This window comes from Klebsiella sp. V115_8 (assembly GCF_029967715.1).
GTDB lineage: Bacteria > Pseudomonadota > Gammaproteobacteria > Enterobacterales > Enterobacteriaceae > Klebsiella > Klebsiella quasipneumoniae.
In genome coordinates, this window is record NZ_JASCAR010000043.1 from 77,898 (window position 1) to 103,822 (window position 25,925).

A 25,925-nucleotide genomic window follows, 5' to 3' on the forward strand; every position below is an offset into this window, starting at 1 on the left:
TTTTCTGCAAGCCTCTGTCGCCCGGCAGAGGCCTTTTCGAGCCGCCTCGACGGGTTGCGTTTTGCCGCTTACCTGCGTTTTTTCTCCGCTCTACCCTACCCCATAAGAAATTCGGAATTTATCTAATAGTCTTATTATTTCCTTATATTTTGTGTGGTCGTACAGTGGAGGTACGGATGAAGATTGTCTGGTCAAAAACGGCAGATAAGCCATTTTCTAAAATCGATAGTGGCGGTTGAACGCCGAACCACCACCACCTACCTGCATGAGGAGCATGCCGAATATGACTATTCAGTACATCAAGGATGAAGAAGGAAAAGATCAGTATGTCGTCATTCCTTACAGTGATTACTTTCGTATGCGCCTGGCTCTGCTGGAGTACGACGACGAGGATGAAAGCGACTGGGAAGATATTCCTTATGAATCAGACATCTATGATAACGTCATGCTGCCAGGCCAAGTATGCGACGTGATGCATAAAGAAAACGTCAGCCTGCAGGCTGCGTGGCGCATCCTGCGCGGGATGTCCCAGCAGGAGGTCGCCGAAAAGCTCGGCATCAGCCAGTCCGCCGTGTCACAGCTGGAAGCGCTGGACTCCCGTCCGCAGAAGCGCACCCGCGAGAAGCTGGCGGCGCTCTACGGCTGTAAGCAGGAGCAGATCAGCCTCTATCTGCCGAAAGAGGGTTAACAGCACTTCGCCCCGCCCTTGCCGCCGTAGCGGGCGTCCTGGCGTTCGCGGAAAAATGCTTCGTAGGTCATTGGCGTCTGATCCGGATGGTTGACGCGCATGTGCTCGACGTAGTTGTCGTAATCCGGCACGCCAATCATCATTTTGGCGGCCTGGCCCAGGTACTTACCTGCTTTGGAAAGGGTGTCGAACATAATTCTGATCTCACAGAAAAAGTACGCCGGGTAAGGCGAAGCCGCCACCCGGCACACAGGTTAATGCGCCCCTTTCGCCTGGGTCACTATCGCGTCCAGGTTTTCAGGCATTGGCTCATACGGTGTCTCTTTCGCCGTCGGTTTATTCTCTTTCAGCGCCGCCAGCGCGGTTTTTATCGAGAACAGCGCCAGCACCACCACCACGATCATAAAGAAGATGGTCAGCCCGGCATCGAGACGGTTGTTAAACACCAGCTGCGCCAGCTGCGACTCGGTGTACTGCGCCGGGATTTTGCCGCTGTCGATCATCGCCTGGAACTTGTTGGCAATCGCCAGGAAGCCCACTTTATTGTCCGGGCTGAAGGCCTTCTGCCAGCCGGCGGTGAGGGTACAGATCAGCAGCCAGGCCGTCGGCACCAGCGCCACCCACGCATAGCGCTGACGTTTCATCTTGAACAGCACCACTGCGCAGAGCATCAGCGCCATCCCCGCCAGCATCTGGTTGGCGATACCGAACAGCGGCCACAGGGTGTTAATGCCGCCCAGCGGATCGACCACTCCCTGATGGAGGAAGTAGCCCCACGCCAGCACGCACAGCGCCGTCGCCAGCAGGTTAGCCGGTAACGAGTCAGTACGCTTCAGGTTCGGGGAGATCACCCCCAGCAGATCCTGCAGCATAAAGCGCGCCGCACGGGTGCCGGCATCCACCGCCGTCAGGATAAACAGCGCTTCAAACAGAATGGCGAAGTGGTACCAGAACGAGACGTCCATCAACCCGCCCAGCGCGCCGTGGAGAATGTAGGCCATGCCCACCGCCAGCGTAGGCGCCCCGCCGGCGCGGGAGATGATGGACTGCTCGCCCACCTCATTCGCGATATGCGTCAACGTTTCCGGGGTAATCGCAAAGCCCCAACCGCTCACCACCTGCGCCGCCGACGCCACCACATCGGTGGTTCCCGCCGGCGCCAGCACCGCCATCGGGCTGTTCATCGCGAAGTAGACGCCCGGGTCAATGATACAGGCGGCCACCAGCGCCATAATCGCCACGAAGGATTCCATCAGCATGCCGCCGTAGCCGATAAAGCAGGCCTGATTTTCATTCGCCAGCATCTTCGGCGTGGTACCGGAGGCAATCAGGGCGTGGAAGCCCGACACCGCGCCGCAAGCGATGGTGATAAACAGGAACGGGAACAGGTTGCCAGTCCATACCGGGCCAGTACCGTCGATAAATTTGGTCAGCGCCGGCATGGTCAGGGTCGGACGCATAATCAGAATGCCGATCGCCAAACCGACGATAGTGCCGATTTTCAGGAAGGTGGAGAGGTAGTCGCGCGGGGCGAGCAGCAGCCAGACCGGCAGCACCGCGGCGACAAAGCCGTAGCCCACCAGCATCCAGGTGAGCTGGACGCCGGTAAAGTCAAAGAACGGCGCCCAGGTCGGGCTTTCCGCTACCCAGCCGCCGGAGATAATGGCGAACACCAGCAATACCAGCCCAATCACCGACACTTCGCCAATGCGCCCCGGGCGCAGATAGCGAATATAGATCCCCATAAACAGCGCCAGCGGAATGGTAAAGGCCACGGTATAGGTTCCCCACGGGCTGTGGGTCAGCGCTTTCACCACGATCATCGCCAGCACCGCGAGGATGATCACCATGATCATAAAGGTCGCCACCAGGGCAATCACCCCGGCGGTCGCCCCCATCTCCTCTTTCACCAGCTCGCCCAGCGAACGGCCGTCGCGACGGGTGGAAACGAACAGCACCATAAAGTCCTGCACCGCCCCGGCCAGCACTACGCCGGCGAGGATCCAGATCATCCCCGGCAGATAGCCCATCTGCGCGGCGAGCACCGGACCCACCAGCGGCCCCGCGCCGGCGATGGCGGCAAAATGGTGACCGAACAGCACTTTTTTGTCAGTCGGGACATAGTCGAGGCCATCGTTATGCCGCACCGCGGGCGTCATGCGCGTCGGGTCGACGCCGAGCACGGTTTTGGCGATATACAGGCCGTAAAAACGATACGCGATCAGATAAACGCAGACTGCCGCGACGACAATCCACAGCGCGTTGATCTGCTCACCCCGGTTTAAAGCAATGTAGCCGAGGGCAAAGGCTCCGATCACGGAGAGCAGTGCCCAGATAAGGTATTTCCCTGAATTATTCATTGTTGTGGTCCACCGGTAGGGTAATCAGGATGTTACAGTTTGTTTCTAGAACACAACGCAGAATTTAACAACATCGAAACAGCGCAGATGCCGTCCACCCACAGAGATTTGTCTCACATTGCTAGCGAGATCACTTAAGGCAGGAAAATGAATGAAAGGATTATCGTGAACGGTGCCGTTTGTTTGTCGGGTGGCGGCTAACGCCTTACCCGACCTACAGATCCGTAGTCCGGCTAAGCGCAGCGCAAGCCGGGGAAACAGCGGCTTCCTGACCCAGAAACCGTAGCCCTGCTAAGTACAGCCGAGCGGGGATATTCCCGGATGGCGGCGCGCTGCGCCTTATCCGGGCTACCCATTGCGCCGATACGTAGTCCGGCTCAGCGCAGCGCAAGCCGGGGAAACAGCGGCTTCCTGACCCAGAAACCGTAGCCCTGCTAAGTACAGCCGAGCAGGGATATTCCCGGATGGCGGCGCGCTGCGCCTTATCCGGGCTACCCATTGCGCCGATACGTAGCCCGGCTAAGCGCAGCGCAAGCCGGGGAAAGCGTGGCTTCTTAGCCCAGCACCGCGGTGCCCAGACGACAGGTGCAGCAGCGCCGTCCCTTCTCGTCATACACCACAATCTCCCAGCTCTGGCTCTGCCGGCCAAGATGCAGCGGGCGGCACTCGCCGCGCACTTTCCCGCTGGAGACCGCCCGGTGATGGGTGGCGTTCAGCTCGGTGCCGACCACGCACTGCCCCTCGTCGGTCATCAGCCAGCCGGCCATCGACCCCAGCGTCTCCGCCAGCGCCGCTGAAGCGCCGCCGTGCAGCAGGCCAAACGGCTGATGGGTGCGGGCATCCACCGGCATCTCCGCCTCCAGCAGCCCCGCCTCCAGCCGGGTGTAGACGATCCCCAGATGCGCCACCAGGGTGTTTTCGCTGCTGGCGTTCAGCGCCGCCAGCGTGAGCGCTCGTTTCCAGGCCATTTACGCCCCCAGCGTCGAGCCGCCGTCCACCACGATATCCTGCAGGGTGATATGGCTGGCATGAGCAGAGGCGAGGAACAGAATGGTATTCGCGATCTCCTGCGGGCGGGCAATCTTACCCAGCGGGATGCCGAGCTTAAACTGCTCGCCGAAACCGCGGATCCGCTGCTGCTCCGCATCGTCGCTGACCCACAGCGTGCGCTGCATATCGGTATCGGTAGAGCCCGGCGAGACCAGATTACAGCGCACCCCGCTGCCCGCCAGCTCAAGGCCGACGGTCAGCGCCAGGCTTTTCAGCGCCGCCTTCGAGGCGCCATAGGCGCTCATGCCGATGCGCGGCGTGTGCGCGGCATCGGAGGCGACGGTGACGATGGCCCCGCCCCGCTGGCGACGGAACCGGGCCATCGTCTGCTGAAACAGGTTGAACGCCCCGCCGACGTTGACCGCGAAGGTCTGCTGCCAGTCTTCCGCGCTTAGCTGGTCGGTGGCGCCCATGCGCAGGATCCCGGCGGCGTTCACCAGCACGTCTAACCGCTCGGTGTTCGCCAACAGGCGGCTGCACACCTCGCGCACCCGGTCGGCATCGGCGACGTCCAGCGTTTCGGTCGCAAACGGGTAGCGTTCGCCGTCAAAGGTGAGGTCGAAACCAGTGACGTTGGCGCCGGCCTCCACAAAAGCCAGCGCGGTGGCATAACCGATCCCTTTACCTGCGCCGGTCACCCACACGGTCTGACCGCGAAAATCCAGCGCCGCCATTATCGCACCTCGCGGGAAAGCAGCGCCCACCAGGCGTCGATGGTCGGGTTTTTCGCCAGCATCACGAAGTCGATATCACCGTGCACTTTGCGCCAGCGGGCGGCCAGGGCCATCATCCGCACCGAATCCAGACCGTAGTCGATCAGGTTTTCATCATCCAGCGGTTCATCGGATTCGTCGAGCAGCGGCAGGATCAGCGCGCGCAGCGCCGCTTTGGAGGCCGGCAGCGGCAACAGCGCTTCGGTCATCACCACGCGGCCGGAGCGGCCGGCGACGTATTTCAGCGCCATCAGGTGCTCTTCGCGGCTGAAGTCCGCCAGCGCGTCGGCGACAAAGAACGGTTTGATATCACGCATAAAGGCGTCGGTGGCGGTGGTCATGCAGCCGATATGGGCATACACGCCGGTGATGATCAGCTGGTCGCGGCCGCTCTCCTTCAGCATCGCCTCCAGCGGCGAGCGATGAAACGCGCTGTAGCGCCATTTCACCAGCACGGTGTCGTCTTCATCCGGCGCCAGGGCGGCAATCACCTGCTGCTGCTCCGGCGAACGGGTCAGCCCCGGCCCCCACATATCATTCAGCAGCGCGCGATCTTCATCGCTCTGCTCTTTCGGCTGGGCGGTGTAGTACACCGGAATGCCGTTCTGTTTGCAGAAGTCGCGCAGGGCGGCGATATTGGCCACCACTTTCTCCATCATCGCGCTGTTTTCGCCCCAGAAATTGAGGAAATACTCCTGCATATCGTGGATCAGCAGCGCGGCGCGGGAGGGCTCAAAGGCCCAGCTGACTTTGTTCGCCGGGATATCGCTGGCTTCCGGCAGCGCGTAAGCCTGTAATTTAGGGATTGCCATTTTCTGTTCTCCTTCAGCCCAGCTTGCCTTCGGCCAGCCACTGACGTAATTGTTTCTTATCGACTTTGCCCACCGGCGTCAGCGGCAGCGCGGCAACGCACTCCACGCGGTCCGGCAGTTTAAATTCAGCCACCCCCTGCTCGCGCAGGAAGCGGCGCACCGCGACGGCGCGCAGCGGCGAGGTCGCCACCAGGTAAGCGCAGCTCTTCTCGCCCAGCAGGTTGTCTTCAATGCTGACCAGCGCGGCGTGGATCACCGCCTCATGGCGCAGCAGCAGGTTTTCGATCTCTTCGGCGGCGATCTTCTCGCCGCCACGGTTGATCTGGTCTTTTTCCCGGCCCTGGACGGTGATATACCCGTCTTCATCGATCGATATCAGATCGCCGGAGCAGTAGAAGCCGTCGGCGTCAAAGGCTTCCGCGTTATGCTGCGGGCTGTTGTAGTAGCCGCGGAAGGTGTACGGCCCGCGGGTCATCAGGCGGCCCACTTCGCCGCGCGGCAGCGGGTTGCCGTCGGCATCCGCCACCCACACTTCATCATCCGGGCACATCGGGCAGCCCTGGGTATGAATGATCCGCTCAGGGCTGTCGTTAAGGCGGGTGTAATTCACCAGCCCCTCCGCCATGCCGAACACCTGCTGCAGCTGGCAGCCAATTTCCGCCGGGATGCGCGCGGCAAGGGTCGCCGACAGGCGCGCGCCGCCGACCTGCAGCAGCTGCAGCGACTGCAGCTGGGCATTGCCGCCCCATTCATGGATCGCCTGCAGCCACAGGCTGACCGCCGGCGGCACCAGCGAGGCGACGTTGATCTGATGTTTTTCAATCAGCGGGAAACAGAGGGTGGCGCTGGGGTCGGCGGCAAGGATCACTCGCCCGCCGGCGAGGAATACGCCCAGCGACCCCGGGGAGCTCATCGCATAGTTATGCGCCGCCGGCAGCGCGTTGAGGTAGCGCGTCTCAGCGTTAATCCCGCAGATCTCGTTGCTGCGGCGAATGCTGTAGTCGTAGTCGTTATGGGTACGCGGGATCAGCTTCGGCGTCCCGGTGCTGCCGCCGGAGAGCTGGAAAAAGGCCACTTCGTCGGCAGGGGTTGGGTTAGCGATAAAGTTATCCGCCGGGCGGTTAATCTCCGTCGCCAGATCGCGCTCGCCGCCGTCGTTACGCAGCAGCGCGACGCGCAGGGAAGGATGTTCAGCGATAAACGCGTGAAGAAAGCTATCGTCGGCAAACAGCGCGTGCTCGCGGTCGGCGATCAGCAGCGCCGGTTTAATCTGCGCGGCGTAGGCGTTAAGCTCGCTGCGCTGGTGGCTGAACAACGCGTTCACCGGCGCGACGCCGATGCGCAGCAGCGCGAAGAAGGTGATGTAAAACTCGGCGACGTTGCCCAGCTGCACCAGCGCGGTTTCCCCGCGCTTCAGTCCCTGACGCTGCAGAGAGCAGGCAAGGTTGTCCACCCGCTGGTTAAACTGGCGGTAGCTAATGTGTCGATCGCCATCGATAATCGCCACGGCGTCGTTTTCCGCGTGACGGGTGATCAGATTGGTTAATGGCAGATCCTGCCAGTAGCCTTTTTGGCGATAGCGGGCCGCGAACTCATCCGGCCAACGGGTAAATGCAATCATCCTTGCCTCTTAATTCAAGCCAAATACGTTAAGCATGGTGGTCAGTTTGACGCCGGTTTCGCGCCATTCGCCCAGCGGCGAGGAGGCCGGAACGATGCCCGCGCCGGCAAACAGGCGCAGCGTACGCTGCTGCAGACGCGCGCAGCGGATGGTCACCACCCATTCGCCGTTGCCTTCATCGTCACACCAGCCGACGATGCCGCCGAACAGCTGGCGGTCGAAGGGTTCCAGGTCGGCAATCAGGCGCTTCGCCGCCTGGTGCGGGAAGCCGCTCAGCGCCGGAGTCGGGTGCAGCAGGCAGGCCAGCGACATGGCGTTTTCTTCCGCCAGCGCCGTGCCCTCGATCGGCGTCGCCAGATGCCAGAGCGTCGGGGTGGTGATCAGCTGCGGCGATGCCGGCAGCGACAGCTGGCTGCTGCGCGGGCCCAGCACGTTCTTCATCGCCTGGGTCACCAGTTCATGCTCGTGGCGATCTTTGCCGGACGCCAGCAGCCTGTTGCCCGCTTCGCGGTCCAGCACATCGTCCGGCTGGCGGCGGGCGGAGCCGGCCAGCGGCAGCGAGCTGAAGTGCGGTCCTTCTTTACGCAGCAGCAGCTCCGGGCTGGCGCCCAGCAGCACGCCGCCGTCGGAGAGCGGCACATGGAAGTTGAAGCTGGCGGGGTTCTGGGCGATCAGTCGCTCCATCAGGGCGCCGCTATCGACAGGATCGCGGGTGGTGATATCGATAAGTCGTGATAGCACCACTTTGTCCACTTCCGGCGTGGCGGTCAGCGCGGCGGCGCGTTCCACCATGGCCAAAAACGCATCCTGTTCCGGGATCTCCCGGCGCTCCACCACCTCCATCGCCTCCAGCGGCGCGGCATAGCGGGCGGAACGCTGTTTTTCCGGGCGCGAGAACGCTTCCCAGCGCTCCGGGATATAGAGCTCGGAAGGCTGACAGGTGTCGAACGGGATGGCCCCAACCATCACCGGCTTGCGGATCCCCGCCGCCCGGGCCTCGGCAAAGGCGGCGGCCATCTGCTGCTGGAACTCGCCATTCAGCGCATCGCCGCCGTCGGCGGGCGATGAGAAGCGGCGGAAGCAGCCTGAGGTGCTAAAACTGCGGTACGGCGACATAAAGAAGAAGCTGTCCGGCGATAAGGTCCGGGTAGATTTCTGTACATCCTCAGCCAGTGACGTTTCCATATCATCCTCCAAAAACGATAAATATATTACGAATAATTATCATTTGTATTTTGGTTGGCTAACCTAAAAGGTATTGCCCGTCATGTCAACCGCGTTACGTCATCGCGCCGCCACTTTGGCTTGCATCCTGTCGGCGCAAAGTTGAAAATGAGACGCATTTATTACCCTTCGAATCAGGATGCGATGACGTGAACTTCTCTTCTTTTTACCGCCGCGGCGCGCTGGCCGGGATGCTGTTGTTTTTAGGAATTACCTCAGCCCAGGCGGCGGACTGGCCGCGCCAGGTCACCGACAGCTACGGGACGCACACCCTGCCGAGCCAGCCGCTGCGCATTGTCTCCACCAGCGTGACCCTCACCGGCTCGCTGCTGGCGATCGACGCCCCGGTGGTCGCCAGCGGCGCCACCACCCCGAACAACCGCGTGGCCGATAGCCAGGGCTTTCTGCGCCAGTGGAGTGAGGTCGCCAAAGCCCGCAAGCTGACGCGGCTGTACATCGGCGAACCGAGCGCGGAAGCGGTGGCCGCCCAGATGCCGGATCTGATCCTGGTGAGCGCCACCGGCGGCGACTCCGCCCTGCCGCTGTACGATCAGCTCAAAACGATCGCCCCGACGCTGGTCATCAACTATGACGATAAAAGCTGGCAAACGCTGCTTACCCAGTTGGGGCAGATCACCGGCCATGAGCAGCAGGCCAGCGCGCGCATCGCCGACTTCAATAAACAGCTCGTTTCGTTAAAAGAAAAAATGAAGCTGCCGCCGCAGCCGGTCACCGCCCTCGTCTATACCGCCGCCGCGCACAGCGCCAATATCTGGACGCCGGAATCGGCCCAGGGGCAGATGCTCGAACAGCTGGGCTTTAGCCTGGCGACGCTGCCGGGCGGCCTGCCCGCCAGCCATAGTCAAGGCAAACGCCACGATATCGTGCAGCTGGGCGGGGAGAACCTGGCCGCCGGTCTGAACGGCCAGAGCCTGTTCCTGTTCGCCGGCGACCAGAAAGATGTCGATGCCATTTACGCCAACCCGCTGCTGGCGCATCTCCCGGCGGTCGAAGGCAAACGCGTTTACCCGCTGGGCACCGAGACCTTCCGTCTTGACTACTACAGCGCCCTGCTGGTGCTCCAGCGTCTCTCCAGCCTGTTCGGCTAACGCGGGCCGTGCCATCGGGACGGGTATGCAGCCTGAACGCTTTGCCGGGCGGCGCTGCGCTTGCCCGGCCTACAATGCTTGCGCCCTCCAGGCCAGACCCCAGGCCCGGTAAGGCGTAGCCGCCACCGGGCATCAGGACGGGTACGCGGTCGGAACACCTTGCCGGGCGGCGCGGCGCTTGCCCGGCCTGCAACGCCCGAGCCCCCAGTACCGTAGGCCCGGTAAGGCGCAGCCGCCACCGGGCAATCGCACCGTACTCAGCTTTCGTTGACTATTTCCGGGCGCTGGAAACGGCGCAGCTCGCGTAGCAGCCCCACCAGCAGCACGCCGACGAGGGCCAGCGCCCAGCCGCTGGCGCTGGCGGAAGCGACCGGCGTCATCACCGCCCCTAACCCGCCGAGCAGCGCCGCGCCGATGGCGTCGCCGGTAACGTTCTGCGCGGTCCACAGACCGTTAATTCGCCCGAGCATATGTTCCGGCGTCTGGGTCTGGATCAGGGTGTACTGCAGCAGCGAGCTAATAGCGCTCAGCCAGCCAAACAGCGCCAGGCACAGCGCGCCCAACGCCCAGTGCGGCATCAGGCTGAACAGCGCAATGGCGACAAAGGAGCACACCGTCGTCGCCAGCATCAGCGCGCCCGGCCGCACGGTCTGGGCCAGCTGGCCGCTGGTCAACGCCCCCAGCGCCGCGCCGAGCGGAATCGCGGCGTACAGCAGGCCAATCTGTCCGGCCGACATCTGCCAGCTCCCGGCCAGCGCCGGATAGAGCACCCGCACCGCGCTGGCCATGGTCAGCAGGCCGCCGAGCAGCGCAATCCCGCCGATAAGCGGACTCTGGCAGAGGAAGGTCAGCCCCGCCAGCAGGGCACGCAGCGGATGCTCGCGCGGCCGCGGAGGCGGCGGCAGCTGTGGCAGACGCAGCAGGGTTAAGGTGGTGATAAAGGTCCCCGCCGCCGCCAGGCCGAAATTCCAGGCCACGCCGCCGGAGGCCAGCAGCAGGCCGCCGATCATCGGCGAAATCACCGAGCCCAGGCGCACCGTGAGCATAGTGATGGCCCCGGCCTGCATCAGATTTTCCCGCCCCACCAGCGCCGGCGTCGCCGCCAGCAGCGCGGTCACCCCCAACGAGGCGAAGAACCCATCCCAGATCCCCAGCAGGTAGATCGCCGCCAGCGACGGCTCCGGCAGCAGGGCGTTCAGACACAGGCCGACAAAGCCCACGCCGCAGGTGCCGCGCGCCAGCAGGATCAGGCGTTTGCGCTCATAGCGGTCGGCCAGTACCCCCCCTACCATCAGGCCAATAAACATCGACGCGCCGGTCAGCGTCACCGACAACCCGACCTGCCAGGTCGAATGGGTCATCATCTGGATCTGCACCGGGATGGCCACGCCCAGCAGGCCAAGCGACAGAATAGAGATAAAGCGAGCGATAAAAACGGCGCGAAACGCCGGGTGAGTTTTCAGCAGGCTGAGGTTGAGCAGCCAGGATTGTCGGTTCATTACAGCGCCTTGTCGTTATTTTTAATACCCTTTTTACTGTGGGTCATGCTACCATAGCTGAATAAAATCGATAACGATAATTACTATCATTATCATATCAGGGATGTCAGTTATGTCGTTTTCTACGACCGCGGTACGCTCTGTCGCCGTGCCCGGATTGTTGCTGTTACTCGCCTTAGCCGCCGCGCTTAGCCTGACCATCGGCGCCAAATCGTTGCCGATCGGCACGGTATTCACCGCCTTTAGCGGAACCTGTCAAAGCGCCGACTGCACCATCGTGCTGGACGCGCGCCTGCCGCGCACCCTGGCCGGTCTGCTGGCCGGCGTCGCCCTCGGCCTCGCCGGCGCGCTGATGCAAACGCTCACCCGTAACCCGCTGGCCGACCCCGGCCTGCTGGGGGTCAACTCCGGCGCCAGCTTCGCCATCGTCCTCGGCGCGGCGCTGTTCGGGATCACCTCCCCGCAGGAACAGCTGCTGCTGGCGTTTTGCGGCGCGCTCTGCGCCTCGCTGCTGGTGGCCTTCACCGGCAGTCAGGGCGGCGGCCAGCTGAGCCCGGTGCGCCTCACCCTCGCCGGGGTCGCCCTCGCGGCGGTACTGGAGGGGCTGTCCAACGGCATCGCCCTGCTCAACCCGGACGTCTACGATCAGCTGCGCTTCTGGCAGGCCGGTTCGCTGGATATCCGCACCCTGCAGACGCTGAAAATTGTCCTGCTGCCGGTGGCGATGGCGGGGATCGCCGCCCTGCTGCTGAGCCGGGCGCTTAACAGCCTGAGCCTCGGCAACGATACCGCCACCGCCCTCGGCAGCCGCGTCGCCCGCACCCAGCTGATCGGCCTGATTGTGATTACCGTCCTGTGCGGCAGCGCTACCGCTGTGGTTGGCCCGATCGCCTTTATCGGCCTGATGATGCCGCATATGGCCCGCTGGCTGGTAGGGGCCGATCATCGCTGGTCGCTGCCGGTCACCCTGCTGGCCACCCCGGCCCTGCTGCTGTTTGCCGACGTGATTGGCCGCCTGCTGGTGCCCGGCGAACTGCGGGTATCGGTGGTGAGCGCCTTTCTCGGCGCGCCGGTGCTGATCTGGCTGGTGCGGCGCCAGCCGCGCGGAGGTGGCCTGTGATTGCCCCGTCCCGCCGCCTGATAGCCAGCTGTCTGCTGCTGATGGCCGCCAGCCTGTTGATTTCCCTGCTCGGGCTGGCGCAAGGCCCGGTGCCGCTAACGATTGACCAGGTCTTCTCCGCCCTGTTCGGCGACGCGCCGCGCAACGTCGCGATGGTGGTGAACGAATGGCGGCTGCCGCGGGTGTTAATGGCGCTGCTCATCGGCGCCGCGCTCGGCGTCAGCGGCGCCATTTTCCAGTCGCTGACCCGTAACCCGCTCGGCAGCCCGGACGTGATGGGCTTTAATACCGGCGCCTGGAGCGGCGTGCTGGTGGCGATGGTTCTCTTCGGCCAGAACCTGACGGCGATTGCCCTGGCGGCGATGGCCGGCGGGGTACTCACCTCGCTGGTGGTCTGGCTGCTGGCCTGGCGCAATGGGATCGAGACCTTTCGCCTGATTATTATCGGCATCGGCGTGCGCGCCATGCTGGTGGCCTTCAACACCTGGCTGCTGCTGCGCGCCTCGCTGGAGACCGCCCTTTCTGCGGGCCTGTGGAACGCCGGATCGCTTAACGGCCTGACCTGGGGTAAAACCTGGCCGTCGGCGCCGCTGATCCTGCTGATGCTGGTGTGCAGCGCCCTGCTGGTTCGTCGGATGCGGCTGCTGGAGATGGGCGACGATACCGCCTGCGCGCTGGGCGTGCAGGTCGAGCGTTCGCGCCTGCTGCTGATGCTGGTGGCGGTGGTGCTCACCGCCGCCTCGACGGCGCTGGCCGGGCCCATCTCATTTATTGCGCTGGTGGCGCCGCACATCGCCCGCCGCCTGAGCGGCACGGCCCGCTGGGGATTGACCCAGTCGGCCCTGTGCGGCGCGCTGCTGCTGGCGCTGGCCGATTACGGCGCCCAGCGGCTGTTTATGCCCTGGCAGCTGCCGGTGGGCGTGCTAACCGTCAGCCTCGGCGGTATTTACCTTATTGCATTATTGATTCAGGAGTCCCGCAAAAAATGAGTGCTGTCCCCTCCCGTTTGCGCGGCGAGCAGTTAACCCTGGCCTACGGAAACAAGACCATCGCCGAGTCGCTGAACGTGACCATCCCTGACGGCCACTTTACCGCCATTATCGGCCCCAACGGCTGCGGCAAGTCGACACTGCTGCGCACCCTCAGCCGTCTGATGACGCCGGCCAGCGGCCATGTCTGGCTCGACGGCGCGCAGATCCAGCAGTACGCCAGTAAAGAGGTCGCCCGCCGCATCGGCTTGCTGGCGCAAAATGCCACCACCCCTGGCGATATTACGGTGCAGGAGCTGGTGGCCCGCGGGCGCTACCCGCACCAGCCGCTGTTCACCCGCTGGCGCAAAGAAGATGAAGCGGCGGTGAATAATGCGATGCGGGCCACCGGGATCAGCGACCTGGCGCTGCAGAGCGTCGATACGCTTTCCGGCGGCCAGCGGCAGCGGGCGTGGATTGCGATGGTGCTGGCCCAGGAGACGGCGATTATGCTGCTGGATGAACCGACCACCTGGCTGGACATCAGCCATCAGATCGACCTGCTGGAGCTGTTGAGCGAGCTGAATCGCGAGAAGGGCTATACCCTGGCGGCGGTGCTGCACGATCTGAACCAGGCCTGCCGCTACGCCACCCACCTGATCGCCCTGCGCGACGGTAAGATCGTCGCCGAGGGGGCGCCGAAGGAGATCGTCACGGCGGATCTGATTGAACGGATTTACGGTCTGCGCTGCACGATCATTGAGGATCCGGTGGCGCATACGCCGCTGGTGGTGCCGCTGGGCCGCCGGTAATTTCCCCTTTCCCCGGCTGGCGCGACGCTGAGCCGGGCTACCTGCTGTAGCCCGAACTCAACTGTTATCCCAGAATCTCCCTGACCACCGGGCCGATGGCTTCAAAGGCCTGCGGGGAGATAATGTCGACGTGGGCGCAGTTCTGGCTGAACACCTCCAGCTCGCCCACCCACGGGCCCCATACGACCTGCGGATCCATCCCCGCCTGCCGCGTCTTCTCCGCCACGAACAGCGTCGCCTTGCCGTCAAACTTCGCGCTGTGCGCGGTGGTTAACAGCCGCACCGCGTCGGCATAGTTGCCTTCGATGGCGCTGAACAGCTCGCCGGAGGCTTGCCCCTGCTGGGCGGCGAGGAACGCTTCGCGCTCGCGGGCAATTTCCGCCAGCACCGCCGGATCCAGCCCGTTCGCCTCTTTCTCCGCCCAGTTTTGCGTCTCCGGCGGCCAGGTATCCAGTAGGCCGAGGAAGGCCACCGCTTCGCCGCGCTGGCGCAAGCGGGCGGCAATGCCCTGGGCTAAGGTGCCGCCGAGCGAATAACCGAACAGATAATAAGGACCGTGCGGCTGCTGCGCCAACAGCGTTTGCAGATGATGCTCGCACACCTCGTCGAGGCTGGCGGCGCCGGCCATCGGCCCCTGCGGGCGCGGCGACTGAATACCGGTAATCGACCAGCGCGGGCTGAGATAGCGCGCGAGCACGCTGAACTGCCAGGCGAAGCCGGAGGCCGGATGGAAACAGAACAGCGTTGGGCCGTCGCTCTCGCGCAGCGGCAGAAGCGCATCCAGCCCCAGGCGCTGAGCCTGCTCATCGCTGAGATCGGCGGCCAGCAGCGCGCTCAGTTTGCCCACCGTCGAGGCCACCATCACCTGCCCCGGGGTCACCTGCCGCGCCAGCTGGCGGCTGAGCTGCGCCGCCAGGCGCATCGCCAGCAGCGAATGACCGCCGAGGGCGAAGAAATCAGCGTCGATATCATTCACCTCGCAGCCCAGCAGCTGACTGAAGGCGGCGGCGACAACGGTTTCCATCCCGGGCTCCGGCGGCCGGCCGCTGCGCTCGCCGCCGAGGGTCGGCAGCGGCAGCGCTTTGCGGTCCAGTTTGCCATTGGCGCTGAGCGGCAGGTCGGGGAGCTGCATCAGCACCACCGGGACCATATGCGGCGGCAGCTGTTCCGCCAGCCGCGCTTTCAGCGCCGCGGTATCCAGCGGCAGGCCGGAGTCAGAGACCAGATAGCCCACCAGCTGCCGGGCATCGCCGCCGGTCGCCGCCGCCTGGTTGAAGACGCAGGCGTGACTCACCGCCTGCGCCACGTCCGGCAGGGCCGACATCACCCGGTCAATCTCGCCAAGCTCGATGCGCTGCCCGCGGATCTTCAGCTGATCGTCGCTGCGGCCAAGATACTCCACCGCGCCGTTCGCCAGCCAGCGCGCCACGTCGCCGGTGCGATACATCCGCTCGCCGGGGGCAAACGGGTCGGCGATAAAGCGGCTGGCGGTGAGGTCCGGACGCCCCAGATAGCCCTGCGCCAGCTGAATGCCGGTGAGATAGAGATCCCCGGCCACCCCCGGCGGCACCGGGCGCATCGCGGCGTCGAGAATGCGCAGCCCGGTGTTCCATACCGGCCAGCCAATCGGTACGCTGCTGCCGGTCACCGCCGCCAGCTCAGGCCCGCAGGCCGGATACCAGCTGACGTCCACCGCCGCTTCCGTCGGGCCGTACAGGTTATGCAGCGGCGCGCCGGTCAAGCGCTCCCATTCGCGGCACAATTCCGTCGGCAGCGCTTCGCCGCTGCAGAATACCCGCCGCAGCGTGCGGCAGGCGGCCACGCTGTCGGCATCCAGCGAGGCGACAAACGCCGCCAGCATCGACGGCACAAAGTGGGTGGTGGTCACGCCGTAGTGGGCGAAGAACTGCTGCATCGCCTGCGGGTCGCGGTGCGCCTCCGGCTCGGCCATCACCAGCTGCGCGCCGGCGATAAACGGCCACCAGAACTCCCACACCGAAACGTCAAAACTGCACGGCGTTTTCTGCGCCACCACGTCGTCGGCAGATAACGGATAACGATCCTGCATCCACAGCAGGCGGTTGACGATGGCGGTCTGGCCGACCATCACCCCTTTTGGCCGCCCGGTGGAGCCAGAGGTAAAGATGATATAGGCGGTATGCTCCGGTTTTGACAGCGCCAGCGGCGCGTCATCCGCAACGGCCAGCGGCTGCTGGTAGCAGAGGCTCTCCAGCCCGGGGATATCGCTGAAGCGGGCCAGCTGATCCTCCGTGGCGATCAGCAGCGACGGCCGGGCGTCTTCCAGCATCATCCGCAGGCGGTCGTCCGGGTAGCCAGTGTCCAGCGGCAGCCAGGCGGCTCCCGCTTCGACAATGCCGTGCAGCGCCAGGGTCAGGAACACCGAGCGCGGCAGGGCCACCGCCACGCTGTCGCCCGGCTTCACGCCGCGCTGACGCAGCAGCTGCGCGAGCGCCACCACCTGCTGACGCATCTCACGATAGCTGAACTGCCAGTTAGCATCCGCCAGCGCCGGAGCATCCGGGGTCTTCCGCGCCTGGTCGGCCACCAGCGCGCTGAGGGTGGTGGCGGGCAGCGGCATAGCGGTATCGTTGACCGCCGCCAGCCGGGCCTGCTCGTCGGCGGAGAGCATCTCCGCTTCGCCGCAGCGTAGCGTCGGATCGGCGGCAAACTGCGCCAGCAGCTCGGTCAGTCGCGCCATGTGGCGACGCAGCTCGGCTTCATCGTACCGGGCCTTGTTAGCGAGGAGCTCCAGCGACAGCCCGCCGGTCTCATCCGGGAACAGCGCCAGCTCGAGATCGTTGACCGGGCCTGTGGCGAGGGTGTGGGTCACCGCCTCGACGCCGTCGATATCCACCTGGTAATCAAAAACTTTGACGTTCAGCACCGGGCCGAACAGCGGTTCGTCCCCGGCCGCTTTGCCGCTGTCGCGGACGATCTGCTCGGCGTCATAGCGCTGATGGCGGCGCATCTTTTTCAGCTGCGCGGCGAGGCGCATCGCCAGGTCCGCCAGCGTCTCCTGGGCGTCAATATGCACCGCCAGAGGCAGGACGTTGAGCACCGGCCCCGTCGAGGTCAGCGCCGCTGAGCCCATCCGGCGCATAAAGATAAAGCCCGCCGCGTAGTCCATCCGGTTGCACAGGCGGCCCAGCCACAGCGTGGTGAGCGCCAGCGCCAGGTCAGCGGGCTGACACTGCGGCGCATGGCCGGCCAGGCGGCGGAAGGCATCGGCGTTCATCGCCAGCTTCATCCGCCAGATATCGCTCCCGGCGGCCCGCCCGCCCAGCGGGGCGGCAGAGAGCGAGGCGGGAGCCGGTAACGCCTGGAGCTGGGCCTGCCAGAAGGCTTTATCCCGCTGCCAGGCCTCGCTGCCGGCGTAGCGCCGGTACTCGTCCACCACCTCGGCAAAGGGGGTGAAAGGCGATTCCGGGGTGGCTTCTCCACGCTGCCAGGCGCGGTAAATGGCGGCGATCTGCCGGGTAATCGCCGGGAAACTGAAGCCATCCACCAGCAAGTGGTGATAGCGCTGATACCAGTACCAGTGGTCGTCGCCGACGCGCAGCAGCTGATGGCACACCAGCGGGTTGCCGCCGTCGACGCGCAGATCCTGCGCCAGATCCGCCTGCATCCGCTCCGTGGCGGCGCGGTGCGGATCCGGCGCCGTACGCAGGTCAACGATCGGCGGTTCGCCAAAGGTGCGTTCCGCCGCCAGCCACTGCCAGACTTCCCCTTCCTCTTCCTCAAAGCGCAGGCTGAGGGTATCCGCCTGCTGCAGCCCGGCGACAATCGCCTTACCCAGCAGCGCCGGGTCGAGCGCGCCGCGCAGTTCAACATAGTGGGCCACGCTCCAGGCGCCAGGCAGAGTGGAGAGGCGCTCGGCCATCCAGATCCCCGGCTGCGCGGCAACCAGCGGTAAACGAGTGGTCATGGTCAGCTCCTTATGCCGCATGATGGGCGGGGGTCAGTGTCGGCCAGTTGGCCGCCAGCCAGGCGTTGCACGCCTCGACCGACTGCGGAGGGCACACCACCGTCCAGCCGGCAGGCAGCGCGCAATGCCCCGGCCACAGGCTGAACTGCCGCTGGTCATTGCGCAGAATGTAAAACTGCCCTTGCGGATTGTCGAAGGGGTTACTGAATTGCATATCAAACTCCTGTCGTAAAGCGCTGTGCTAAGGGGGCGACAGCAGAGGCTGCCAGAGCTGGATCAGCCCCGCCGTCAGCCCGCCGCGCCAGCAAAGCGCATCATGCCCGCCGTCAACCTGACGCCAGAAAATCGTCTGCTGCGTTGTGGTGAGTTGCGCCAGCAGCGCCTGGTTGGCGCGAAAAATAATCGGTTCACGCTGGCCCGCCTCCAGCCAGATGCGCAGCCCGGCCGCGGACGCCTCGCCCTGGCGGAGACGTTCGCCGATAAAGCCCGTCCCGCTGCCATCGCGATGCGGCCACCAGTAGGAGCCTGACTGGCTGAGCACGCAGCCAAAGCGCTGCGGCCAGTTGAGGGCGGCGAACATTGCCGCCAGGCCGCCGAAGCTTTGCCCGGCCACCACCGTCCGCTCCGGGCGGTCGCTGAACGGGACGTGACCGCGGACCAGCGGCAGGAGCTCCTCCTGCACCGCCAGCCAGAAATCGCGATGACAGGGCAGCTCAACCCCACGGCGCTGGTTGTCGATCGCGTCGATCAGCAGGTAGACCGCCGGCGGCAGCCTCCCCTCGCGGGTCAGCGCGGCCAGCGGCGACCACACCGGCATGCTTTCGGCCCAGAACTGGCCGTCAAGCAGGATCGCCAGGGGCCGCGTTTGCGGGTCGACGGCCTCGCCGGGGGTGTAGATCCAGACCCGGCGATGGTTGCCCAGACGCGCGCTGCGCCACTCAAGGCAACGGGCGGGAGGATGCGCCTCATTAAGCTGATCCCAACCGGGCTGCGCCGGCGCCTGCGGCATCTCCAGGGCGGAGACGCCATGGCCGCGTCCGCCCCGCCAGCTGTGCGGGTTCAGCGGATCGGCTATCGCCCGCGGCAGCAGTTTGCGCCAGCCTTCGCGCAGCAGCGCGCGGTCCGGCTTATCGGCGCTGAACACCTCAGGGGAAAAATCATCGTCACGGTCGGAGGGAATAAAGCAGTAGCTGCCGCGCCAGGTCGGCGACAGCGTGGTTCGCCAGCACCAGGCGTCGGTCCCGGGCAGACGTTGCAGCGATTGCGGTCGCGCATTTTGATGGTGGTCGGTCACGCCGGTGATATAGAGCCATACCCGACGCCGTGGAGAACGCGTTTCATCCCCCGCCGGATCCCGCCACCAGAACGTCACCTCGATGGCACCATCCACCGCCCGGGACTGCGGTCCCTGCAGAGTTCGCCACCACTCCTCGCTTCCTGTCGTTAACATTCAGTCATTAACCCTATGTATCGCGTGACTTTTTTAATTAATTGTCATTCTTTATTGATAATATTATTGATAACTATTTGCATTTGCAATAGCGTATTAGCGCGCCGTGGGAAGCGCGTCTTTCACAACACATGTCGAAGAGAGCTTATTCAGCTAGCGACGGAATGCCTTTGCCCTCTTCCGGCAACATTTATGCCGCCTCCCCTCCCGGTGGGAAGGGGCGTTTGGGGAACGTGGCGACAAAAAAGCAGGAATAACAATGAATAACAGGATCAAATCCCTGGCCTTGCTGGTCAATCTGGGAATTTACGGGGTTGCTTTTCCGTTAAGCGCAGCGGAAACCGCCACCGACGATAAAAACAGCGCCGCGGAAGAGACCATGGTGGTCACCGCCGCCGAGCAGAACCTGCAGGCGCCGGGCGTCTCCACCATCACCGCCGATGAGATCCGCAAACGTCCGCCGGCGCGCGACGTCTCGGAGATCATTCGCACCATGCCGGGGGTCAACCTGACCGGCAACTCCACCAGCGGCCAGCGCGGGAATAACCGCCAGATTGATATCCGCGGCATGGGCCCGGAAAACACCCTGATCCTGATCGACGGCAAGCCGGTCACCAGCCGCAACTCTGTGCGTCTCGGCTGGCGCGGCGAGCGCGACACCCGCGGCGACACCAGCTGGGTGCCGCCGGAGATGATCGAACGCATCGAAGTGATTCGCGGCCCGGCCGCCGCCCGCTACGGCAACGGCGCCGCCGGCGGCGTGGTGAATATCATCACTAAAAAAACCGGCGATGAGTGGCACGGCTCCTGGAACACCTATATGAACGCCCCGGAGCACAAAGACGAAGGCTCCACCAAGCGCACCAACTTCAGCCTCAGCGGCCCGCTGGGCGGCGATTTCAGCTTCCGCCTGTTCGGTAACCTCGACAAAACCCAGGCCGACGCCTGGGACATCAACCAGGGCCATCAGTCCGAACGTACCGGGATCTATGCCGACACCCTGCCGGCCGGGCGCGAAGGGGTAAAAAATAAAAACATCGATGGTCTGGTGCGCTGGGAATTCGCGCCGATGCAGTCGCTGGAGTTTGAGGCCGGATACAGCCGCCAGGGCAACCTCTACGCAGGCGACACCCAGAACACCAACTCCAACGACCTGGTAAAAGAGAACTACGGCAAAGAGACCAACCGTCTGTACCGCAACACCTACTCGGTCACCTGGAACGGCGCCTGGGACAACGGGGTGACCACCAGCAACTGGGCGCAGTACGAACGTACCCGCAACTCACGCAAAGGCGAAGGACTGGCCGGGGGGACCGAGGGGATCTTCAACAGCAACCAGTTCACGGATATCGATCTGGCGGATGTGATGCTGCACAGCGAAGTCAGCATCCCGTTCGACTATCTGGTTAATCAGAACCTGACGCTGGGCAGCGAGTGGAACCAGCAGCGCATGAAGGATAAGGCCTCCAACACCCAGGCGCTGTCGGGGGGAGAAATTCCGGGCTACGACAGTACCGGCCGCAGCCCGTACTCGAAGGCGGAGATCTTCTCCCTGTTCGCTGAGAACAACATGGAGCTGACCGACACCACCATGCTGACCCCGGCGCTGCGTTTCGATCATCACAGCATCGTCGGCAACAACTGGAGCCCGTCCCTCAATCTGTCTCAGGGCCTGTGGGACGACTTCACGCTGAAGATGGGTATCGCCCGTGCCTATAAAGCGCCGAGCCTGTATCAGACCAACCCGAACTACATTCTCTACAGCAAAGGCCAGGGCTGCTACGCCAGTAAAGACGGCTGCTATCTGCAGGGGAATGAAGATTTAAAAGCCGAGACCAGCATCAACAAAGAGATTGGCCTCGAGTTTAAACGCGACGGCTGGCTGGCGGGCGTGACCTGGTTCCGCAACGATTACCGCAACAAGATTGAAGCTGGCTATGCTCCGGTCTATCAAAACGGTAAAGGTACCGATCTCTACCAGTGGGAAAACGTGCCGAAAGCGGTGGTGGAAGGCCTGGAAGGTACGCTGAACGTCCCTGTGAGCGAGACCGTGAACTGGACCAACAACATCACCTACATGCTGCAGAGTAAGAATAAAGAGACCGGCGATCGGCTGTCGATTATCCCGGAATACACGCTGAACTCCACGCTGAGCTGGCAGGTACGCGATGACGTTTCGCTGCAGTCGACCTTTACCTGGTACGGCAAACAGGAGCCGAAGAAGTACAACTATAAGGGTCAACCGGTCACCGGCAGCGAGAAGAACGAGGTCAGCCCCTACAGCATCCTCGGCCTGAGCGCGACCTGGGACGTGACCAAATACGTTAGTCTGACCGGCGGCGTGGATAACGTCTTCGACAAGCGCCACTGGCGCGCGGGCAACGCCCAGACCACCGGGGGCGCCACCGGCACGATGTACGGCGCCGGCGCCGAGACCTACAACGAATCGGGCCGCACCTGGTATATGAGCGTCAACACCCACTTCTGATAGCGGGTTCTCCCTCCCCCGCCCTTGCAGGATAAAGGGCGGGGACAACCGCGGTATACTTGCCTTATGCGCATTCTTCACTCCACCCTGCCGCTGGCCGGCTATCGCTTGCAGCACGTCGACTTCGACCCGGCGACTTTTCAGGCTGCCGATCTGTTGTGGTTGCCCTATCACGCCAGCCTGAGCGGCTGGAGCCGCAAGCGGCAGGCGGAGCACCTGGCCGGGCGCATCGCCGCGGTGTACGCCCTGCGCGAGGTGGGAGAAAAACGGCCTCCCGCGATTGGCGATCGGCGCCAGCCGCTGTGGCCCGCGCCCTGGTTCGGTAGTATCAGCCACTGCGGCCAGCGCGCGCTGGCGGTGGTCGCCGACCGGCCGGTGGGCGTCGACATCGAGCGCCGGTTTACTCCACAGCTGGCGGCGGAGCTGGAGAGCAGCATTATCAACGAGGCGGAAAAAAAGGTGCTATTGCACAGCGGCCTGCCCTTCCCGCTGGCGCTGACGCTGGCCTTTTCGGCGAAAGAGAGTGGGTTTAAGGCGACGCCGACGGCAGGCCAGCGCGCGCTGGGGTTCACCGATTTTCAGATCGTGGAAATAACGGCAAGCACCTTAGCGCTTCGGTTTGCGGGGCAACGCTATCCGCTGTACTGGACAGCGTCGGAGGAGCAGGTCGTCACGTTTTGCGCATTGCAGCAGTAAACGCCCGCGCTACACGCGACGGGCGTTCAGACCATCAGCCCCTGTTTTGCACCCGGGCGACGATGGCGGCGGCATCAAACCCGTGGTGTTGGCGCATCCAGCCGCGATCGGCGGCGGCGGCGTACTCCCCGTCCGGGATCCCCAACCGCTGCAGGGTAATGCCCACGCCCGCTTCCGCCAGCACCTCGGCCACCAGGCTGCCCAGCCCGCCGTTGACGTTATGCTCTTCGACGGTGATCACCGCTTTGCACGGCTTCAGCGCCGCCAGCAGCGCGGCGGTATCGCAGGGGCGGATCGACGGCACGCTGACCACTTTCGCCTGAACGCCGAGGTCGGCAAGCTGCTGCGCCGCCTCCACTACCTCATGCACTGTCGAACCGGTGGCTACCAGTGCGACGTCCTCGCCTTCACGCAGAGTCAGCACGGCGCCGGGAACAAAGCGATACGACTCGTCAAGCAGCTCCGGCAGCGCCTTGCCATCGAGGCGAATATAGACCGGCCCCTGATAAGCAAGGGCATAGTCGATAATCTGCCGACATTCGCGCGGCGTGGAGGGGGCGAAGATCTGGATATTGCCGAAGCCGCGCATCACCGCCAGATCGTCAATCGCATGGTGGGTGCTGGCCAGCGGACCGTAGCTGGCCCCGGCGTTAAGGCCAAACAGCTTCACGTTGGTGTTGTTGTAACAGACATCCACTTTGATTTGCTCATTGGCCCGCGAAATAAGAAACGGCGCGGCGTTACAGGTCACCGCCACTTTGCCGCCCAGCGCCAGACCGGCGGCGGTGCCGACCATACTCTGCTCAGCGATGCCGACGTTCACCAGCCGGCCGGGAAATTGCTTAATAAAGGGGGCGATTTTGGCCGTCGACGTGGAGTCGGCCACCACCGGCACCAGATCGACACCGCTTTCCACGGCGGCGATAAAGGCCTCGACCATGACGTTAGCCAGGTGTTCTGCATTACTCATCTTTCAGTTCCTCCAGCGCCAGAGCGATCTCTTCACCTTTCGGCACCCGGTGGTGCCACTCCGGGCGCCCCTGGATAAAGGAGATCCCCGCGCCTTTCGTGGTGTTGGCAATAATGACGTTTGGTTTACCCTTCTGCTGCAGCCCCTCGATGGCCGCGACCACCGAGGCCATATCGTTACCCTGGCATTCGCTGACCTCCATGCCGAAGGCGCGCCATTTGTCGGCCAGCGGATCGGTATTCATGATTTCGCGCGTCGGCCCGGCCAGCTGGAGGTTGTTCTTATCATTAATAATGACCAGGTTATCCAGCCCGTAGTGCGCCGCCGCCAGGGCGGCTTCCCAGTTACTGCCTTCCGCCAGTTCGCCATCGCCGGTGATCAAAAAAATGCGGCGGGTGCTGTTGCTTTTCTTCGCGGCCAGCGCCAGCCCCACCGCAACAGGCAAACCGTGGCCCAGCGCGCCGGTGTTCAGCTCAATACCCGGCGTTTTCTGCCGCACCGGGTGGCCAGGGAGATGGGAATTGGCATGCTGGTAAGTCTCCAGCCACTCCACCGGGAAGAAGCCGGCTTCCGCCAGAACGCAGTAGTAGCAGCCCACTGCGTGGCCTTTCGACTGGATGTAGATATCGCGCTGCGGGTCGTCGAGCCGATCCGCCGCCACGTTGAGGACCCGGAAATAGAGCGCGGTTAACAGTTCGACCTGCGAAAGGTCGGCCCCGGTGTGGCCGCCGGCCGGACTATTGGCGTTTAAGCGCACAATGTGGCGCCGCACCGCGCGGGCTTTACGCTCCAGCGTCTGAATATCAAATCTGTAGGGATTCATTTCACACCTCTGAATTTATTTTCAGCATGGAATATTTATTCCAGCAAGAACTAAAAAAACCAGATATCCCTATGCCGGGTGGTAAGCCTTCTGCCACAGCGCCCTACTCAGGAACATTCTGCCTCCCGCTCCGGACTTAGCCCGGAGAAACACATTGACTTGAAATCGCCTTGAATATATATTCAATGATGATTCTTTATTCGATTATGACCTGGCTGTTTTGTTTTTGTCCATAGTCGATTTTGAGGATTGGCAAAAGTTAGACGCCTGTCACACTTAAGTGTGATTTTTTTTCGCGTATGATAGAAGCCTCTATACCCTAAATAAAATGGCTGCCGCTAAGCGCCTGAACACAGGCGATAAATGATTTTCGAGGATTAATATGGCTAAGCAGGATGAACAACGGCTATTGGTTAAGATTGCCACGCTTTACTACCTGGAAGGACGAAAGCAGTCTGATATCGCCCAACTTCTCTCGCTCTCACAGTCATTTGTCTCCCGCGCCATCACCCGCTGCCAGAAAGAGGGCGTCGTCAAAATCAGCGTCGTACAGCCGTCAAACATTTTTCTGAAGCTCGAAAAAGGGCTTGAGGATCGCTACGGTCTTAAGCAGGCGGTGGTGGTGGATACCGAAGAAGAGGCCAGCGATCACACCATTAAGCGGGCGATTGGCTCCGCCGCCGCCCACTATCTGGAAACCCGTCTGCGGCCAAAAGATCTGATTGGCGTCTCCTCCTGGAGCTCAACCATTCGCGCGATGGTCGATGAAGTTCATGCGCAGAACCTGAAGGCCAGCGGCGTGATCCAGCTGCTCGGCGGCGTCGGGCCCAACGGTAACGTGCAGGCGACGATTCTTACCCAGACCCTCGCCCAGCGCCTGAACTGCGACGCCTGGCTGCTGCCGTCGCAGAGCATTGAGGGATCCATGGAGGAGCGCAACCGGCTGCTGGCCAGCAAGGACGTCGCGGACGTGGTGTCGCGCTTTGACGAGGTGGATATCGCCATCGTCGGCATCGGCATTCTCGAACCCTCCCAGCTGCTGAAAACCTCCGGGAACTACTATCACGAAGATATGCTGCAGGTGCTGGCGGCGCGCGGCGCGGTGGGCGATATCTGCCTGCACTACTACGACAAAAACGGCCATCCGGTGTTACGCGATGATGAAGATCCGGTGATCGGCATGGCGCTGGAAAAGGTCAAAAAATGCCCTAACGTCGTCGCGCTGGCCGGTGGCACTGACAAAGTCGCGGCCATCAAAGGCGCCCTTACCGGCGGCTACATTGACGTTTTAATCACCGATTATCCTACCGCCCGCATGCTGGTCAGCGACTAACCTGCCGCGCTGTTTTTCCTCTCTGCCGCCCTGACGTGCTTTTTTAACCTCAGGGCTGGCTCTGCTAATACATTTAAATTCAATAATTTAGTCAACCAACCCAGCCGCCTGCCGCCGCTTTTGCCGATCGGCGAAATGTGATTGCCAGCACAATTGATGATTTTTCCGGTAGCCCGTCACCGGGTTTGTGGCTTAAGGTATCAAATAAATAATCACTATCGAATATATATTCAGTGATTAAAA

Annotated in this window: 21 protein-coding genes and 1 pseudogene; 9 read left to right on the forward strand and 13 right to left on the reverse strand. The window is 63.1% G+C overall.

What is annotated here, in order from left to right:
* The first annotated feature begins 176 nt into the window (after positions 1 to 176).
* Positions 177 to 309: pseudogene (locus tag QLG03_RS19900) on the forward strand (hypothetical protein).
* Complete coding sequence (locus QLG03_RS19905; RefSeq protein ID WP_072421327.1) at positions 284 to 688, forward strand: helix-turn-helix transcriptional regulator; 405 nt, start codon at positions 284 to 286, stop codon at positions 686 to 688. The pseudogene QLG03_RS19900 and the gene QLG03_RS19905 overlap by 26 nt, the downstream one beginning before the upstream one ends.
* Here the strand turns inward: QLG03_RS19905 and QLG03_RS19910 are convergent.
* The 7 genes from QLG03_RS19910 to entC form a co-directional block, all read right to left on the reverse strand.
* Entirely contained in the window at positions 685 to 882 is a 198-nt protein-coding gene (locus QLG03_RS19910) for a YbdD/YjiX family protein (protein WP_023288790.1), read from the reverse strand. The two genes, QLG03_RS19905 and QLG03_RS19910, sit on opposite strands and share 4 nt — an antisense overlap.
* Positions 883 to 942: 60 nt before the next feature.
* Positions 943 to 3,048 (reverse strand): pyruvate/proton symporter CstA, encoded by a 2,106-nt coding sequence (gene cstA, locus QLG03_RS19915; RefSeq protein ID WP_023288789.1) that lies wholly within the window; start codon positions 3,046 to 3,048, stop codon positions 943 to 945.
* A gap of 554 nt (positions 3,049 to 3,602) precedes the next feature.
* Positions 3,603 to 4,016 (reverse strand): proofreading thioesterase EntH, encoded by a 414-nt coding sequence (gene entH, locus QLG03_RS19920; RefSeq protein WP_023288788.1) that lies wholly within the window; start codon positions 4,014 to 4,016, stop codon positions 3,603 to 3,605.
* Positions 4,017 to 4,763, reverse strand: a complete 747-nt coding sequence (gene entA / locus QLG03_RS19925; RefSeq protein WP_255988526.1) for a 2,3-dihydro-2,3-dihydroxybenzoate dehydrogenase EntA — start codon at positions 4,761 to 4,763, stop codon at positions 4,017 to 4,019.
* An 8-nt stretch (positions 4,764 to 4,771) separates the two neighbouring features.
* Positions 4,772 to 5,623, reverse strand: coding sequence for an enterobactin biosynthesis bifunctional isochorismatase/aryl carrier protein EntB (gene entB, locus QLG03_RS19930; protein ID WP_048334361.1), 852 nt, complete (start codon positions 5,621 to 5,623; stop codon positions 4,772 to 4,774).
* Between the two features lie 13 nt (positions 5,624 to 5,636).
* On the reverse strand, positions 5,637 to 7,244 hold the full coding sequence (entE, locus tag QLG03_RS19935; RefSeq protein ID WP_072421329.1) for a (2,3-dihydroxybenzoyl)adenylate synthase EntE: 1,608 nt from the start codon (positions 7,242 to 7,244) through the stop codon (positions 5,637 to 5,639).
* Positions 7,245 to 7,253: 9 nt separating this feature from the next.
* Positions 7,254 to 8,429 carry an isochorismate synthase EntC gene (entC, locus tag QLG03_RS19940; protein ID WP_255988297.1) on the reverse strand — a complete coding sequence of 392 codons (1,176 nt, stop codon included), beginning with the start codon at positions 8,427 to 8,429 and terminating at the stop codon, positions 7,254 to 7,256.
* Between the two features lie 188 nt (positions 8,430 to 8,617).
* Here entC and fepB point away from each other — a divergent pair, with 188 nt between their 5' ends.
* Positions 8,618 to 9,577 carry a Fe2+-enterobactin ABC transporter substrate-binding protein gene (gene fepB, locus QLG03_RS19945; protein ID WP_032455076.1) on the forward strand — a complete coding sequence of 320 codons (960 nt, stop codon included), beginning with the start codon at positions 8,618 to 8,620 and terminating at the stop codon, positions 9,575 to 9,577.
* A gap of 257 nt (positions 9,578 to 9,834) precedes the next feature.
* Here the strand turns inward: fepB and entS are convergent, their stop codons facing one another.
* The gene (entS, locus tag QLG03_RS19950) at positions 9,835 to 11,076 is read right to left on the reverse strand and encodes an enterobactin transporter EntS (protein WP_255988299.1); all 1,242 of its coding nucleotides are present in this window, start codon (positions 11,074 to 11,076) and stop codon (positions 9,835 to 9,837) included.
* Between the two features lie 112 nt (positions 11,077 to 11,188).
* Between entS and fepD the strand changes: the two genes are divergently transcribed.
* Genes fepD through fepC form a run of 3 tightly spaced genes read left to right on the forward strand, consistent with a single transcriptional unit; the run spans position 11,189 to position 13,976 of the window.
* Positions 11,189 to 12,196 (forward strand): Fe(3+)-siderophore ABC transporter permease, encoded by a 1,008-nt coding sequence (gene fepD, locus QLG03_RS19955; protein ID WP_023288781.1) that lies wholly within the window; start codon positions 11,189 to 11,191, stop codon positions 12,194 to 12,196.
* Positions 12,193 to 13,185 carry an iron-enterobactin ABC transporter permease gene (gene fepG / locus QLG03_RS19960; RefSeq protein ID WP_165457695.1) on the forward strand — a complete coding sequence of 331 codons (993 nt, stop codon included), beginning with the start codon at positions 12,193 to 12,195 and terminating at the stop codon, positions 13,183 to 13,185. Before fepD ends, fepG begins: the two co-directional genes overlap by 4 nt.
* Positions 13,182 to 13,976 (forward strand): iron-enterobactin ABC transporter ATP-binding protein, encoded by a 795-nt coding sequence (gene fepC, locus QLG03_RS19965; protein ID WP_032455067.1) that lies wholly within the window; start codon positions 13,182 to 13,184, stop codon positions 13,974 to 13,976. The genes fepG and fepC overlap by 4 nt, the downstream gene beginning before the upstream one ends.
* Before the next feature lie 64 nt (positions 13,977 to 14,040).
* On the opposite strand, the gene entF is transcribed toward fepC, so the two are convergent.
* The 3 genes from entF to fes are packed head-to-tail and all read right to left on the reverse strand — an operon-like array spanning position 14,041 to position 19,372.
* Positions 14,041 to 17,922, reverse strand: a complete 3,882-nt coding sequence (entF, locus tag QLG03_RS19970; protein WP_255988306.1) for an enterobactin non-ribosomal peptide synthetase EntF — start codon at positions 17,920 to 17,922, stop codon at positions 14,041 to 14,043.
* Between the two features lie 10 nt (positions 17,923 to 17,932).
* Complete coding sequence (locus QLG03_RS19975; protein ID WP_032455062.1) at positions 17,933 to 18,136, reverse strand: MbtH family NRPS accessory protein; 204 nt, start codon at positions 18,134 to 18,136, stop codon at positions 17,933 to 17,935.
* A gap of 27 nt (positions 18,137 to 18,163) precedes the next feature.
* Positions 18,164 to 19,372, reverse strand: a complete 1,209-nt coding sequence (fes, locus tag QLG03_RS19980; RefSeq protein ID WP_072421904.1) for an enterochelin esterase — start codon at positions 19,370 to 19,372, stop codon at positions 18,164 to 18,166.
* A gap of 259 nt (positions 19,373 to 19,631) precedes the next feature.
* Here fes and fepA point away from each other — a divergent pair, with 259 nt between their 5' ends.
* Positions 19,632 to 21,860: a siderophore enterobactin receptor FepA gene (fepA, locus tag QLG03_RS19985; protein ID WP_048296999.1), complete on the forward strand. Its 2,229-nt coding sequence runs from the start codon at positions 19,632 to 19,634 to the stop codon at positions 21,858 to 21,860.
* Between the two features lie 66 nt (positions 21,861 to 21,926).
* Positions 21,927 to 22,556, forward strand: coding sequence for an enterobactin synthase subunit EntD (gene entD / locus QLG03_RS19990; protein ID WP_048334344.1), 630 nt, complete (start codon positions 21,927 to 21,929; stop codon positions 22,554 to 22,556).
* A 34-nt stretch (positions 22,557 to 22,590) separates the two neighbouring features.
* Here the strand turns inward: entD and QLG03_RS19995 are convergent, their stop codons facing one another.
* Positions 22,591 to 23,526, reverse strand: a complete 936-nt coding sequence (locus tag QLG03_RS19995; RefSeq protein ID WP_049013966.1) for a transketolase C-terminal domain-containing protein — start codon at positions 23,524 to 23,526, stop codon at positions 22,591 to 22,593.
* Entirely contained in the window at positions 23,519 to 24,349 is an 831-nt protein-coding gene (locus tag QLG03_RS20000) for a transketolase (RefSeq protein WP_032455056.1), read from the reverse strand. The genes QLG03_RS19995 and QLG03_RS20000 overlap by 8 nt, the downstream gene beginning before the upstream one ends.
* A gap of 382 nt (positions 24,350 to 24,731) precedes the next feature.
* On the opposite strand from QLG03_RS20000, the gene QLG03_RS20005 reads away from it, so the two are divergent.
* Positions 24,732 to 25,682, forward strand: a complete 951-nt coding sequence (locus QLG03_RS20005) for a sugar-binding transcriptional regulator (protein ID WP_002893602.1) — start codon at positions 24,732 to 24,734, stop codon at positions 25,680 to 25,682.
* Positions 25,683 to 25,925 lie beyond the last annotated feature (243 nt).